General features: G+C 68.9%; 11 protein-coding genes. 4 read left to right on the plus strand and 7 right to left on the minus strand.

Annotated elements, in window-relative coordinates; translation table 11 throughout:
• Nucleotides 1–100 precede the first annotated feature (100 nt).
• Together SLW52_RS19905 and SLW52_RS19910 are read right to left on the minus strand one after the other, a co-directional pair.
• A complete protein-coding gene (locus tag SLW52_RS19905; RefSeq protein WP_320741061.1) occupies nt 101–2,038 on the minus strand; it encodes a peptidase M61 in 1,938 nt (645 codons plus the stop codon).
• Between the two features lie 293 nt (nt 2,039–2,331).
• On the minus strand, nt 2,332–2,628 hold the full coding sequence (locus SLW52_RS19910; protein WP_267098846.1) for a hypothetical protein: 297 nt from the start codon (nt 2,626–2,628) through the stop codon (nt 2,332–2,334).
• Nucleotides 2,629–2,848: 220 nt separating this feature from the next.
• Here SLW52_RS19910 and SLW52_RS19915 point away from each other — a divergent pair, with 220 nt between their 5' ends.
• Nucleotides 2,849–3,409 carry a sugar O-acetyltransferase gene (locus tag SLW52_RS19915; RefSeq protein WP_152236929.1) on the plus strand — a complete coding sequence of 187 codons (561 nt, stop codon included), beginning with the start codon at nt 2,849–2,851 and terminating at the stop codon, nt 3,407–3,409.
• A gap of 84 nt (nt 3,410–3,493) precedes the next feature.
• Nucleotides 3,494–3,940, plus strand: coding sequence for a universal stress protein (locus SLW52_RS19920; RefSeq protein WP_148828883.1), 447 nt, complete (start codon nt 3,494–3,496; stop codon nt 3,938–3,940).
• Between the two features lie 246 nt (nt 3,941–4,186).
• On the opposite strand, the gene SLW52_RS19925 is transcribed toward SLW52_RS19920, so the two are convergent.
• The gene (locus SLW52_RS19925; RefSeq protein WP_017910345.1) at nt 4,187–4,480 is read right to left on the minus strand and encodes a DUF2782 domain-containing protein; all 294 of its coding nucleotides are present in this window, start codon (nt 4,478–4,480) and stop codon (nt 4,187–4,189) included.
• Between the two features lie 604 nt (nt 4,481–5,084).
• On the opposite strand from SLW52_RS19925, the gene polA reads away from it, so the two are divergent.
• Nucleotides 5,085–7,856 (plus strand): DNA polymerase I, encoded by a 2,772-nt coding sequence (gene polA / locus SLW52_RS19930; RefSeq protein WP_267098845.1) that lies wholly within the window; start codon nt 5,085–5,087, stop codon nt 7,854–7,856.
• Between the two features lie 519 nt (nt 7,857–8,375).
• Here the strand turns inward: polA and SLW52_RS19935 are convergent.
• From SLW52_RS19935 to SLW52_RS19950, 4 genes are all read right to left on the minus strand, one after another.
• Entirely contained in the window at nt 8,376–8,642 is a 267-nt protein-coding gene (locus tag SLW52_RS19935; RefSeq protein WP_284467969.1) for a DUF2164 domain-containing protein, read from the minus strand.
• Entirely contained in the window at nt 8,639–9,538 is a 900-nt protein-coding gene (hemF, locus tag SLW52_RS19940; protein WP_017910342.1) for an oxygen-dependent coproporphyrinogen oxidase, read from the minus strand. The genes SLW52_RS19935 and hemF overlap by 4 nt, the downstream gene beginning before the upstream one ends.
• Before the next feature lie 75 nt (nt 9,539–9,613).
• Nucleotides 9,614–10,174, minus strand: a complete 561-nt coding sequence (locus SLW52_RS19945; RefSeq protein WP_295932023.1) for a hypothetical protein — start codon at nt 10,172–10,174, stop codon at nt 9,614–9,616.
• 525 nt (nt 10,175–10,699) lie between these two features.
• Entirely contained in the window at nt 10,700–13,084 is a 2,385-nt protein-coding gene (locus SLW52_RS19950) for a S9 family peptidase (protein ID WP_320741065.1), read from the minus strand.
• 294 nt (nt 13,085–13,378) lie between these two features.
• Between SLW52_RS19950 and SLW52_RS19955 the strand changes: the two genes are divergently transcribed.
• Nucleotides 13,379–13,690, plus strand: a complete 312-nt coding sequence (locus tag SLW52_RS19955; protein WP_267083992.1) for a hypothetical protein — start codon at nt 13,379–13,381, stop codon at nt 13,688–13,690.
• Nucleotides 13,691–14,033: the final 343 nt, after the last annotated feature.

Here is a 14,033-nt window from a genome sequence, read left to right on the forward strand (position 1 = left end):
ACTCCGCCTGCCATTGTCGTCGGCGTCCGCGTGTGGCGCGTGACGGTGTCGCGTCGCGCACCTGCCGCCGCTGCGTTGACCGCAGCGGCGGCGGGTCGGCTCAGCGCCGTGCGGCGATGATCTTGCTCAGGTAGTCCGGCGTGCCCTCGACCCGCACCAGGTGCGGATACTGCAGGCCGTCGTGGTAGTTCACCGGCACGTCGCGCACGCCGCCCTGATACTTGAGCGTCAGCACGATCGGCGCGCTGCCACCCTTGGCGTCGGCGATGGCCTGCTTGAGCGTGTCGCGCGAGTAGTCCTGGCCGTTGACCGCCAGCACCGTGGCGCCGCTGCTGACCCCGGCCTTGAACGCCGGGCCGTCCCACAGCACGTCGTTGATGCTGGCGTCGTCGTTCATCACCAGGCCGATCGACCAGGCGAAGTTGTAGCGGTGCCGCGCCGACTGGTGGCGGCCGTCGTACTGCTTCTCGAATGCGCTGGGCTGGTCGGTGTACACCAGCTTCCAGCCGCTGGCCTGCAGGCCTTCCAGCAGCGGCGGGTCCACCTGGTAGACGCGCCGGTTGATGTAGTCGGCCCAGTCGTAGTGGACCACGCCGTCGAGCGCGGCGACGACGTCGTCGAAGGTGTAGGTCTTGACCGCGAAGCTGCCGTCGTCGATGCCGAAGAACGCCTTGGCCACGTCGTCCAGCGACTTGCGCCCGCCGCTCATCGCGCGCAGCTTGGCGTCCACCGCCAGCCACACCATCTGCCCGCCGCTGTAGTAGTCCTCGCTCATCTGCCAGCTGCGATACGGCAGCGGGGACCGATGCGCGGCGGTGGGGTCGTTGGTGGTGTCCTCCAGCGAGCGCCAGCGGAAGCCGGCGCGGTTGCGATCGTAGTTGGCGGCGGTCATCGCCAGCGCATCGCGGAACTGTTGCGGCGTCCACATCCCGGCGCGCGCGGTCAGCACATAGCCCCAGTACTGGGTCTGGCCCTCGTAGACCCACAGCAGCGAGTCGCCCATCGGCACGTTGAAGGTCGGCGTCCACAGGTCGGCCGGGCGCCGGAACTTGCCATTCCACGAGTGCGTGTACTCGTGCGCCAGCAGGTCGCGGTCCGGCGCGTTCTCGTCCCAGGCGCTGAAGTAGTCGGCAGCCAGTCCGTTCTCGCTGGACTGGTGGTGTTCCAGGCCGTTGCCGCCCAGCACGTCCGACAGCGAGAACAGGAAGTCGTAATGCGCGTAGTGGTGCGAGCCGAACAGCTTGATCGCCTGCACCGGCAGGTTGCGGTGCGCCTGCAGCTGCTCGGCGCTGATGTCCAGGAACCGCGGCGCGTCGGCGACCACGTCCAGGTGCACCGGCGCGCCGCCGGCCGGGGTCAGGTCCACGCGCTTGAAGTAGCGCCCGGCGTAGATCGGCGAGTCGACCAGGGTGGTGAAGTCCACCGGCTTGAAGGTGGTGGTGGCGCCGTTGCGGCTGGCGGTCTCCAGCGCGGTGCCGAACTCCCAGCCGGCCGGCAGGGTCACGCTCGGCGCCACGGTGATGCCGCGGGTGTCGTGGCCGGCCGGGTACAGCGCCACCTTGTTCCACTCCAGCTGCAGCATCTTGTCGGTCATCTCGAAGCCGTCGTCGCGCGGCGACAGGTACTGGAAGCTGGCGTCGATCGCGCTCACGCCCTGCGGCACGTCGACGTGGAAGCTGTACACGTCGAAGGTGTCGCGGCGCCACGGCAGCGGCTTGCCGTTGGCGGTGAGGGTGAGGCCGGCCAGCATCGCCACCGGCCCGCTCGGCGAATGGTCGCCGGGAATCCACTGCGGGTACTGCAGGGTCAGCCGTCCGGCGCTGACCGGGATGGTCTCGTGCACCCGGTAGATACCCTGACGCACATCGCCGGCGTCCACCTGCAGGGTCAGGGTGCCGGGGTAGGGCGTGTCCTGCGGCGCCGGCACGTCCGGTGTGCGCACCACCTGTGCCTGCGCGGCGCCGGCGAGCGCCAGGCCGATGCCGAGGACCAGCGCCCGACGGGCGCGACGGGAGACGGGAAAAGCGGTGGCGGACATGCGCGGCTCCGGGAGCGGGATGGGATGCGAAGCGCGGAACGTTAGCACCTGTCGCCGTCGTCGTCGCACTTGCCCAGCCCGGTCACGAAGGTGTCGGGCAATGCCGTTCATCCGAGGGCCACGGGTCCCGGGCTGTGACCGCGGGACGGCCGCGCGACAGCTATGTCCCTCCGGCGGCTGGCGGCAGCGGCGGTCGTCCAGCGCTGTCCCGCTGTGGACGGCCGCCAAGCGCGCAACCCCTTGGACTACGGCTGCATCGCAGCTGCGGCGTTGCAGCCGGAAAGTGTGCCGCCTCAGTCCTTCAATGCGCCGTCGCCCGGATCGCTGGCGGCATAGGTCGACGTCGGTAGTTCCGCGGCATGAGGGTGCCGCAACGCCTCGCGCAGCGGCGCCGGCAGGTGCTCGACCGCCAGGATCACCTTGCCGAAGTGCACGTCGCGCACTGCGCTCGACGGCACCACGAAGTCGCCGCCATTTTCGATGTTGACGACGAACGTGGCGCCGCCGTCGCGCACCTCGCGCACCGCCCCCACACCGACCTCGCCATCGGCCACGAACACCATCTGGCCTGCTTCCACACGTTCGGACATCGCGCACCGCCTTTGTCTGGGAAGAGCCCACGCGGGCTGGAATGCGCCGGCACGGGCGTTCGATGATCGGACGCGTAGGCGTTGCTGGACGGTGAATGCGACGTGGTCTGTTGGTCACGACGTCGCCGTGGCTGCGGCTTGCGCGTCACCGCCAGGGACACGCGCCGTGACGCAGCGCGATGCGATCATTCGCGTTCGACCACTGCCTGGGAGGGCAAGGATGCGAAGCGAGAAAGAGAAGATGCTGGCCGCCGAACCGTATCGCCCCAACGACGCACAGCTTCAGGCCGAGCAGGACGCGGCCAGTGCCTGGATGCAGCGCTACAACGCGGCGCTGGCCGAGCCACCGGCGCGGCGGCACGCGCTGCTGGTCGAAGGACTGGGTTCGGTGGGACGCGGCGCGGTGGTGCGGCCGCCGTTCCATTGCGACTACGGCTACAACATCCATCTCGGCGAGGACGTGTTCCTCAACTTCAACTGCGTGATCCTGGACGTGGCACCGGTGCACATCGGCGCCGGCACCCAGATCGGGCCGGCGGTGCAACTCTATGCCGCCGATCATCCGCGCGATGCTGCGCAGCGCGCCGAGGGGTTGGAGTTGGGGCGGCCGGTGACGATCGGGCGCAACGTCTGGATCGGCGGCGGCGCGATCGTACTGCCCGGTGTGACCATCGGCGACGACGCGGTGGTCGGCGCCGGCAGCGTGGTCACCCGCGACGTGCCGGCCGGCGCGCGCGTGGCCGGCAATCCAGCACGCCTGCTGAAGCCGCACAGCGACTGAATTTGATCCGGGTCAAGGCAGGCGCCGCGCAATGGGTGTGCAATGCTGTCCAGGCCGCCGTGTGCGGCGTCACCGGAGCATCCCATGTACCAGCGCATCCTGATCGCCATCGATGGTTCCGAGTTGTCCGCCAAGGGTCTGCAGCAGGGGCTGGCGCTGGCCGCCGAGCTCGGCGCGGACGTGGATATCGTCACCGTGTCCGAGCCGTGGGCAATGGGCATGTACGACGCGATGGGCTGGAGCGTGGGCTACGAGGCCAGCCCCGAATACCGCCAGGACCGCGAAGCCGGCGCGCAGAAGATCCTGGCGCCGGCGCTGGCCGCCGCCGCGGCCACCGGAGTGACCGCGCACGGTCGCCACGTGCTCGACCGCTACGCCGCCGAGGGCATCATCGACATGGCCGTGGCCTGCAACAGCGATCTGATCGTGATGACCTCGCACGGCCGCCGCGGCATGAGCCGGGTCCTGCTCGGCAGCCAGACCGCGGAAGTGCTCGCCAACAGCCAGGTGCCGGTGCTGGTGATCCGCTGAGGCGCTGACCGGCCCGCGCCGGGGTCGGCGCGGTGCGGAACACGTTCGAGGCCGGCATCCGGCCGCTGGCCGCAGCGACCTATCGCTTTGCCGATACGCTTCGGCCTGTCACGCGGCTGCGCCGGGAGGCGACGCCGCGACAGGGGGCCGGCATCCGGCACGTGCATGCATTCGTCCGTCTGGACAGATCGGGGACGCGAGCACGCCCGCGCGCCGCCACCGTTGGGCGACGCGCCGGGCGCGCCATCACCAGCTGTACAGCTTCCAGTACACGGGCGACACATTGTCCTTGCTGCCGTCCACTTCCATGTGGCCGTCGCCGTTGCGGTCGTACAGGTAGTAGGCCGGGCCGCGCGCCGGGGTCACCTTGACCATGCGCAGCTGGCCGCCCACGCGGTATTCGTCGACGGTATCGCCGTTGTCCATCTTGCGCTGGGTCGTTTCCGCGCCGCGCACGTCCATCGGCGCGCCGTCCGGGCCGAGGCCGGTGGAGGCGCAGCCCGCCAGCAGCAACAGCGGGACCAGGATCAGGGCTTTCATTGCGGTGTTCTCCACGGGCAGGACGTGCGCAGAGTATGCGCCGAGTGTCTGCATGCGGTGTGGGAATGGTGCGGGCGGATGGCTGCTTAGTGGATCAGGTCGGCGTGTCGCTGCGTACCGTACCCTCACCCCAACCCCTCTCCCGGTGGGAGAGGGGCTCCTGGCTGTTCCCTTGTCCCGCCGGGAGAAGGTGCCCCGCAGGGGCGGATGAGGGTACGTGCGCAGCGGCGTGAACCAGGTCAGCGCGTCGCTGCGCGCCGTACCCTCACCCCAACCCCTCTCCCAGTGGGAGAGGGGCTCCTGGCTGTTCCCTTCTCCCTCCGGGAGAAGGTGCCCCGTAGGGGCGGATGAGGGTACGTGCGCAGCCTCGTGGACCCAGATCAGTGCGTCGCTTCGCGTCGTACCCTCACCCCAACCCCTCTCCCGGTGGGAGAGGGGCTCCTGGCTGTTCCCTTCTCCCTCCGGAGAAGGTGCCCCGTAGGGGCGGATGAGGGTACGTGCGCAGCCTCGTGAACCAGGTCAGCGGGTCGCTTCGCGCCGTACCCTCACCCCAACCCCTCTCCCGATGGGAGAGGGGCTACACGCCGCAGCGTAGAATTGGCCGATGAGCCGATTAGTCCTGATCGACGGGTCCAGTTACCTGTATCGCGCGTTCCACGCGCTTCCGCCGCTGACCAATGCCGCCGGCGAGCCCACCGGCGCGCTATTTGGCGTGGTCAACATGTTGCGCGCCACCCTCAAGGAGCGCCCCGAGTACGTGGCCTTCGTGGTCGATGCGCCGGGCAAGACCTTCCGCGACGACCTGTATCCGCTGTACAAGGCCAACCGGCCGCCGATGCCCGACGAGCTGCGCGCGCAGGTCGAGCCGATGTGCCAGATCGTGCATGCGCTGGGCATCACCATCCTGCGCGAGGACGGGGTCGAGGCCGACGACGTGATCGGCACCCTGGCCCTGCAGGGCGCCGGCGACGGCCTGGACGTCACCATCTCCACCGGCGACAAGGATTTCGCCCAGCTGGTGCGCCCCGGCGTGCAACTGGTCAACACCATGAGCGGCAGCCGCATGGATTCGGATGCGGCGGTGATGGAGAAGTTCGGGGTCTGGCCGCACCAGATCGTCGACCTGCTGGCGCTGATGGGCGACGCCATCGACAACGTGCCGGGCGTGGAGAAATGCGGACCCAAGACCGCGGCCAAGTGGCTGGCCGAGTACGGCTCGCTGGACGGGGTGATCGCCCACGCCGACAGCATCAAGGGCAAGATCGGCGACAACCTGCGCGCGGCGCTGCAGCGCCTGCCGCTGAACCGCGAACTGGTCACCATCAAGACTGACGTGGCGCTGCCCGGCGGCCCTCGCACCCTGGGCCTGCGCGAACAGGAGCCGGAGCAGCTGCGCGGCCTGTACCAGCGCTACGGCTTCACCCAGGCGCTGCGTGATCTGGACGGCGGCGTGGCCGCGCCGGAGGCCGCCAGCGAGGCGACGCCCAGCCTGCGCGGCACCGCCGCCGGCTATGCCCGGGCCGCGGCGCCGGCCGCCGATACGGCGCTGGACCCGGCACTGGCCGCCAAGGGCGACTACACCGCGGTGACCACACCCGAGGCGTTCGAAGCACTGCTGGTGCGCCTGCGCGCCGCCGACGGCTTCGCCTTCGACACCGAGACCGACGCGCTGGACGCGATGCGCGCCAACCTGGTCGGGCTCAGCTTCGCCACCGAGCCGGGCCGCGCCGACTACCTGCCGCTGGGCCATGACTACCCGGGCGCGCCGGTGCAACTGGATCGCGCGCTGGCGCTGGAGATGCTCAAGCCGCTGCTGGAGGACCCGGCCAAGCCCAAGGTCGGCCAGCACGGCAAGTACGACCTGCACGTGCTGCGCCGCCATGGCGTGGAGGTGCGCGGCTACGCCGACGACACCATGCTGGAGAGCTTCGTGCTCAATTCCACCGCCAGCCGCCACGACATGGACTCGCTGGCCCGGCGCTACCTGGGCTACGACACGGTCAAGTACGAGGACGTGGCCGGCAAGGGCGCCAAGCAGATCGCGTTCTCGCAGGTGGCCATCGACGACGCCACCGGCTACGCCGCCGAGGACGCCGACATCACCCTGCGCCTGCACCGCACGCTGTCGGCGCAACTGGACGCCGAGCCGGCGCTGGCGCGGGTCTACCGCGAGATCGAGATGCCGCTGGTGCCGGTGCTGGCGCGGGTCGAGGCCAACGGCGTGTGCGTGGACATCGCCGAGCTGCGCAAGCAGAGCCAGGACCTGAGCCAGCGCATGCTGGCCGCGCAGCAGAAGGCCACCGCGCTGGCCGGACGCAGCTTCAACATGGACTCGCCCAAGCAGCTGCAGGCGGTGCTGTTCGACGAGCTGAAGCTGCCGGCGGTGCTGAAGACCCCCAAGGGCCAGCCCAGCACCAACGAGGAGGCGCTGGAGGCGATCGCCGACCAGCACGAGCTGCCGCGGGTGATCCTGGAGTACCGCGGCCTGGCCAAGCTGCGCAGCACCTACACCGACAAGCTGCCGGAGATGGTCAACCCCGACACCGGTCGCGTGCACACCAGCTACCACCAGGCCGGCGCCGCCACCGGGCGGCTGTCCTCCTCCGATCCCAACCTGCAGAACATCCCCATCCGTACCGACGACGGCCGCCGCATCCGCCGCGCCTTCGTCGCCCCGCCCGGGCGCAAGCTGATCGCCTGCGACTACTCGCAGATCGAGCTGCGGATCATGGCCCACCTGTCCGAGGACCCGGGCCTGTTGCGCGCCTTCGGCAGCGGCGTGGACGTGCACCGCGCCACCGCCGCCGAGGTGTTCGGGCGCAAGCTCGAAGAGGTCACCGGCAACGAGCGTCGCGCCGCCAAGGCGATCAACTTCGGCCTGATGTACGGCATGAGCGCGTTCGGCCTGGCCCGCAACCTGGGCATCGGCCGCGGCGAGGCGCAGGACTACGTGGCGCTGTACTTCAGCCGCTACCCGGGCGTGCGCGACTTCATGGAACGCATGCGCGAGCAGGCGCGCACCCAGGGCTACGTGGAGACCCTGTTCGGCCGCCGCCTGTACCTGAACGACATCAACGCTCGCCAGCAGGGCCTGCGCGCCGGTGCCGAGCGCGCCGCGATCAACGCGCCGATGCAGGGCACCGCCGCCGACATCATCAAGCGCGCCATGGTCGGCGTGGACGCCTGGCTGCAGGACCACCGCGACCGCGCGTTGATGATCCTGCAGGTGCACGACGAACTGGTGTTCGAAGCCGATGCCGACTTCGTCGACACCTTGCTGCCGGAAGTGACCGGGCGGATGTCCGCCGCGGCGGAGCTGAAGGTGCCGCTGGTGGTGGACAGCGGGGTGGGCGACAACTGGGACGAGGCGCATTGAGTGCCCGGGTTCCGGGCATGCACCCGCGACCCGGCCTGGCGCTGCGGTGTCTTGCGTAGACATCGCATGCGCATGCACGCCGGATATCGCAGAGGGTTTTCCGAAGGATTATCCCGCCCGCGACTTTCGCTTTCCCATTCGCGTTGGTTTTTTGACCCCATCGGGCGCGACAAGCCGAAAATCCCTACTGGCGTCACACCCCGGGGCGTGCAGGATCGCTTTGATTGAACGGAATTTTGACGCGGTTTATTTGCGCGGATTTTCGGGAATGAATCCGTCCTTAATCTGACAAATTTTTAACTTAAATCTTCACGAACGAGCAAGGTGGGGAATGTTCTTATATCCCTCGACAGGCGCAATACCTGTCGCGGATCTCCTCCCATCCCCTGGAGCAGATCCAGGAACGGCGACTCCTCCCCAAGTCTCCGTTCCCTGGCCCCGCCGACCTCCCCCTGGTCCGCGGGGCTTTTTTATGCCCGCACGTTCGTGATGCCGCGCTGGCGGCGCGCGCGACACGGCTCAGCGGCGCGCGTCGGTGGGCTGTTGCAGTTGGTAGAGCGCGTCGTCCAGGGTGTCCATCTGCGCGGCCAGCGTGGTGCGGGCATCGTGCAGGCCGCGGTTGTAGTAATGCGCGCCGATGCGCTCGGCGACGAAGTCGAGCAGGAATTCGGCCTCGAACGCACCGACCTGCTGCTGCAGCTCGGTGCGCAGGTAGGCCTGCAACTGTTCGGCGATGGCGCGCTTGTCCTCGCGGCCCAGCACGACGGTACGTGCCGGCGCGCTCATGCCAGCCATTCGCGCGGCACCAGGTACTCGGCCAGGCGCGCCTCGGCGCTGCCCGGTTCGGGCTGGAAGCCGTACTCCCAGCGCACCCGCGGCGGCAGGCTCATCAGGATGCTCTCGCTGCGGCCGCCGCTCTGCAGGCCGAACAGGGTGCCGCGGTCGTAGACCAGGTTGAACTCGACGTAGCGGCCGCGCCGGTACAGCTGGAACTCGCGCTCGCGCTCGCCCCAGGGCAGGCCGCGGCGGCGTTCCACGATCGGCAGGTAGGCATCGAGGAAGCCGTCGCCGACCGCGCGCTGGTAGGCGAAGTCGCGCTCGAAATCGGCATGCAGGTCGTCGAAGAACAGGCCGCCGACGCCGCGGGTCTCGTTGCGGTGCTTGAGGAAGAAGTACTCGTCGCACCAGCGCTTGTGCGCCGGATAGCGGTCTTCGCCGAACGGCGCGCACAGGTCGTGCGCGGTCTGGTGCCAGTGGCGGGCGTCCTCGTCGAACGGGTAGTACGGGGTCAGGTCGAAGCCGCCGCCGAACCACCAGGCCACGGTGGCGCCGTCGCGCTGCGCCTCGAAGTAGCGCACGTTGGCGTGGGTGGTGGGGATGTACGGGCTGAGCGGGTGGAACACCAGCGACACCCCGACCGCGCGCCACGAGGCGCCGGCCAGTTCCGGGCGGTTGGCGCTGGCCGAGGGCGGCAGGCGGGTGCCGGCGACGTCGGAGAAGCCGATGCCGGCCTGCTCGAACAGCGCGCCGTCGCGCAGGATGCGGGTGCGGCCGCCGCCGCCCTCCGCGCGCTGCCACAGGTCTTCGGCGAAACGGGCCTGGCCGTCGGCGGCCTCGACAGCCGCACAGATGCGGTCTTGCAGGCCAGTGAGATAGTCGCGAACGCGGTCGAAGGTATGCATGCCGCCATTCTAGAAGCTGGCTGTGTCAGGCGTCTGCGGCGGGCTGCCCGGACTGCGCGGGCCGGTCGGCATGCGTCAGCGGCGGAACTCGGCGCGCAGCGCGGGGCGGCACAGCTGGTAGACCAGCCAACCGTGCAGGCCGGCGAAGACCAGGGCGGTCAGCGCGCCGCTGACCATGAGCGTGATCCGGCCCAGCGCCAGGTCGTGCTGGAGCTGTTGCGGGTCGAAGGCGTGCTGCGGCGCCCAGACCTGCAGCAGATCGAACAGTTGCCACAGCAGCGGCAGCACCGCGAAGTTGGCCGCGGCGGTGACCACCAGGAACACGATGAACGCCCGCCGCGCCCAGTCGCGCCGCTGCAGCAGCGCCCACGACGCCGCGCACAGGCCCGCCGACAGCAGCGCCGACAGCCAGGACAGCGCCAGTGCATGGGCGACGCACCACTGCAGCAGCGGCGGCAACGGCAGCCCGGCCTCGCGCAGCACGCCCTCGATCGCCCTGTCCGGCAGCGCCATCAGCAACAGCGCCTGGCCCAGCGAATACAGCAGCGACAGCACCCCGATCAGCAGCGAGAGCTTGGCCATCGCATCGATATTCTGGTTGCGGGCGGCAGTGCGGGGCAGCGGCGGAGGCGGCATCGGCGGTCCTTCGGGGCGGGGCGGCGCTGGCGGCGCCGCACCGGCGGCAGTCCGGCAAGGATAGGGATGGCGGAGCAGGGCGCAAGCCGGCGTGGCGCGCGAGGTGGGGCGCCTATGCCGGTGCGCGGCCTCTGGTCAGGGCGCTGCCGATGCGGTGTCGCCAGGAGCGGCGCTACGCCAAGGTCGTGCCGATGCCGTCTGCGTCCGGACGGCCTAGCTGCGGGCGCTCGCGTAGCAGCGGCTTCAGCCGCGACGCGCCTTACCGGGAAAGCCTCGTCGCGACTGAAGTCGCTCCCACAGGGGCTTGCGGCGAGCCCGCCGGGTGCACTGTGGGAGGGACTTCAGTCCCGACGCATTGCGCCATCGGAAGGCTCACCACCTCGCGCGTCGCGGATGCATGACCGCTGACTGCTGCGGAACGGCGCGATGCGTGACGGACACCGGTGGTTGGCGCTGTCCCGAAGGCGCCCCGCGGGCGCTGCGCCTGCCGCACGTCGACGGCAGGCGCCTCGGTATGCGGCCGGCTCAGCGCAGCTCGCGTTCGAACAGCTTGAGGATGCGCTTGTACTCGTCCAGCCAGGAATCGGCGCGGGTGAAGCCGTGCTTCTCCAGCGGGTACGGCGCGATCTCCCAGTTGTCCTTGTGCAGCTCGATCAGCTTCTGGGTCATGTCGACCGAGTCCTTGAAGAACACGTTGTCGTCGACCATGCCGTGGGCGATCAGCAGGTGGTCGCGCAGGCCGCTGGCGTATTCGATCGGCGAGGAGGTGCGGTAGGCCTCCGGGTCCAGGTCCGGGGTGTTGAGGATGTTGGAGGTGTACTCGTGGTTGTACTGGCTCCAGTCGGCCACCGGGCGCAGCGCGGCGCCGGCCTTGAACGTGCCGGGGCTGCGGAACAGCGCCATGTAGGTCATGAAGCCGCCGTAGGAACCGCCGTAGATGCCGGCGCGGCTGCGGTCGCCCTGCTTGCTGTCGACCAGCCAGTCCAGGCCGTCCAGGTAGTCCTCCAGCTCCGGATGGCCCATGTCGCGGTAGATCGCGGTGCGCCAGTCGCGGCCGTAGCCGGCGCTGGCGCGGTAGTCCAGGTCCAGCACGATGTAGCCCTTCTGCACCAGCAGGTTGTGGAACATCTGCTCGCGGAAGTACGGGGTGTAGCGCGCCGACACGTTCTGCAGGTAGCCGGCGCCGTGCACGAACATCACCACCGGATAGCGCTTGCCCGGCTCCGGCTGCGCCGGACCGTAGTACTTGCCCCAGACGGTGCCGGCGCCGTGCTTGGACGGCACCTGCACGAACTGCGGCTGCACCCATTGGCGCGCCTTGAACGCGGCACTGCGGGTATCGGTGAGCACGCGCGCGTTGCCGCCGGCGGCCGGCAGCACCGCCAGTTGCGGCGGCAGGTAGGGGCCGGAGTAGTGCACCAGCAGCTGCTGGCCGTCCGGCGACAGCGCGAAGTCCTCCACGCCGTCCAGCGAGGTCAGTTCGGCGACGCTGTCGTTGCGCAGGTCGAGCTTGCACACCTCGTAGTCGCCCGGCCACTTGCGGTTGCACAGGAACAGGAAGCCCTGGCCGTCGGCGCTGACCACCGGCGCGGACACTTCCCACTTGCCGGAGGTGCGCTGGCGCGGCTTCTCGGTGCCGCGCTGGGTGTACAGGTGCGAATAGCCGGACTGCTCGGACAGCAGCCACAGCGTCTGGTTGTCCGGCATCCAGCCGAAGTCGTTGAAGCTCCAGTTGATCCAGGCCGGATCGGTCAGGCGGTGGCGCGGCTGCAGCACCGCCTTGTCCAGGTCGACGCTGGCGATCCAGCGGTCCTTGTTGTCCACCGCACGCAGCAGCACGGCGACGTTGCGGCCGTCCTCGCTCCAGTGCATGGAGGCGCCGCTGCCGTCGCCGTCGGTTTCCACGCGCACCGCGCGCGGGCCCTGCAGCGGCTCCTGCTTGGCGGCCTTGCGCAGCGCCGCCAGCGGATCGGTGCCGATCCCGGGCAGCACCGACAGGTCGAGCTTGCGCGCGCTGCCGGCCACCGCGTCGACCAGCCACAGGGTCTGCGCCACCGGCGAATTGCGCCCGACCAGGGTGCGCGCTTCCTGGAACTCGGCGTAGCCGGATTCGGTCACGTACTTGGGCATCTTGCTGTCGCGGCCTTCCTCGGCGCCCTTGGCATGGGTGACGACCAGCAGGTGGCGGCCGTCCGGCGACAGCGCACTGTCGTCGACCACCACGTCGTCGCCCAGGTACACCGGTGCCGGCGCGCGGCTGCTGTCGGCGCGGCGCCAGGCCTGCTCCTGCTGGCGCAGCAGCTCGCGCTGGGCGCGGTCGCGAGCCAGGGTTTCCAGCGTGCGCAGCTGCTGGTCGCGCAGCACGTCGGGCTTGGGCGCGGCATCGGGATCGCGCTCGGCCTTGAGCACCGCGGCCTGCTGCACGCCGCCACCCGGGCTCCAGCGGTACCAGTCGTTGCCGACCCGCCACAGCGCGCCGCCATCGGTGGTGAACTGCGGCCGCGCGGCAGCCTGGTTGCTGCGGGTCAGCTGGGTCAGCGCGCCGCTGCGCAGGTCGCGCAGGAACACGTCGCCGTTGCGCACGAACAGCATGCGCTGGCGGCGTGCGTCGTAGACCGGGTTGGCCGCGTCCAGGGTGCTGCGCTGGGCGTCCTCGACCCGCTGCGCGGCGGCGCCGTCGACGCCCTGGCGGTAGGTGTCGCGCACCGGGCTGCCGTTGCGCTTGAGCTGGTACTGCACCTGGTGCCCGTCCCAGGCCCACCAAGCGTCCTCGACCGGCGGCCCGATCCAGTCCGGATCGGCCATGGCCTGCTCGATGGTCAGCGGGGCGGCGGCATCCTGGGCCGCGGCCAGCGGCGGCAGGCAGGACAGGGACAGCAACACAACAGCGCTCAGGGCGAGACGACGCATCTGGAATTCCGGGCGAACGGCAAACCGCAAGCGTAGCAGTCGCCAGGGCGGTGGCGATTGCGCCGTTGGTCATGGGAGCATGGCGCACGGGGCAGGGAAAGGCGGGGCGTTCAAAATACTTGGTCTTCAAGAAGGTTTGGGCGTTTCAATCTGATTGCTATTTTCCTTCAGGCTCAGGTAAGAATTTGGTGGTCACGTCGCCTGAGGTGGCCATCTGGGGAATCTGTAAATTCAGATTTTGATGTTTTTTTATTTTTCGTGTAAATCAAAAATCCAACATCAAAGGGGGAATAAATGAAGATGAAGTGGATGGCAGTGTTGTTTCTGCTGTGTTTTTCTGGCCCGTCGTTCGCCAACGAGTGGATGAATGATGTCGAAGTCACGCAGATGAATGCTTATCAATCGGGGACGGGCCATTTCGTTTGGTTTACCTCCCTGCCTGAAGAGTGTAAGACGGCATCTCCCTCGGCCCCGATCATGACATTCGATGAAGCGCAATCTGGAGGAAAAGGCATGCTGGCCATCGCGATGGCCGCCCTGCTCAATAAGCGCAAGGTCAATGTGCAAGCCAACGGGTGCAGTATTATCGAGATTTATTTGAAGTAAAGGCGAGCACGGACGGGTAATTGTGAAGCAGTTAGCGCACGCGGTGCGAGTGCCACTGCCGTTTGCGTTGTTGAACCTGTAATGGAGCCGAAAAAGGCGATGTCTGACTCGCCTGTCATCGTCGAAAGTCCCTGGAAACGCACCGGAGCCGGCGCGGGAACACCGGATCTGAGCGTTGTCAGCGTGGCTCATGCGGAGGTCATTTCCCTTGGGCCGCGTTGATCAGCCCTTTTGTCGCTGAGGCTCCAGATGCCGAAGGGATACCCATCCGGCGTAGGTGTGCTTAGACACCCGCGGATGTCCTTCCTGCGACAAACCGTCACATCCCATTTCGCCGCGCTGC

The sequence above is a fragment of the Xanthomonas sp. LF02-5 genome, from assembly GCF_034105325.1.
Lineage (GTDB): Bacteria > Pseudomonadota > Gammaproteobacteria > Xanthomonadales > Xanthomonadaceae > Xanthomonas_A > Xanthomonas_A sontii.

What these genes read in the sequence shown, in the direction of transcription:
- SLW52_RS19920 (WP_148828883.1), top strand. Translation starts at nt 3,494, where the DNA reads ATGTACCAGCGCATCCTGATCGCCATCGATGGTTCCGAGTTGTCCGCC.
- SLW52_RS19955 (WP_267083992.1), top strand. Translation starts at nt 13,379, where the DNA reads ATGAAGATGAAGTGGATGGCAGTGTTGTTTCTGCTGTGTTTTTCTGGC.
- polA (WP_267098845.1), top strand. Translation starts at nt 5,085, where the DNA reads ATGAGCCGATTAGTCCTGATCGACGGGTCCAGTTACCTGTATCGCGCG.
- SLW52_RS19915 (WP_152236929.1), top strand. Translation starts at nt 2,849, where the DNA reads ATGCGAAGCGAGAAAGAGAAGATGCTGGCCGCCGAACCGTATCGCCCC.
- hemF (WP_017910342.1), bottom strand. Translation starts at nt 9,538, where the DNA reads ATGCATACCTTCGACCGCGTTCGCGACTATCTCACTGGCCTGCAAGAC.
- SLW52_RS19950 (WP_320741065.1), bottom strand. Translation starts at nt 13,084, where the DNA reads ATGCGTCGTCTCGCCCTGAGCGCTGTTGTGTTGCTGTCCCTGTCCTGC.
- SLW52_RS19905 (WP_320741061.1), bottom strand. Translation starts at nt 2,038, where the DNA reads ATGTCCGCCACCGCTTTTCCCGTCTCCCGTCGCGCCCGTCGGGCGCTG.
- SLW52_RS19945 (WP_295932023.1), bottom strand. Translation starts at nt 10,174, where the DNA reads ATGCCGCCTCCGCCGCTGCCCCGCACTGCCGCCCGCAACCAGAATATC.
- SLW52_RS19925 (WP_017910345.1), bottom strand. Translation starts at nt 4,480, where the DNA reads ATGAAAGCCCTGATCCTGGTCCCGCTGTTGCTGCTGGCGGGCTGCGCC.
- SLW52_RS19935 (WP_284467969.1), bottom strand. Translation starts at nt 8,642, where the DNA reads ATGAGCGCGCCGGCACGTACCGTCGTGCTGGGCCGCGAGGACAAGCGC.
- SLW52_RS19910 (WP_267098846.1), bottom strand. Translation starts at nt 2,628, where the DNA reads ATGTCCGAACGTGTGGAAGCAGGCCAGATGGTGTTCGTGGCCGATGGC.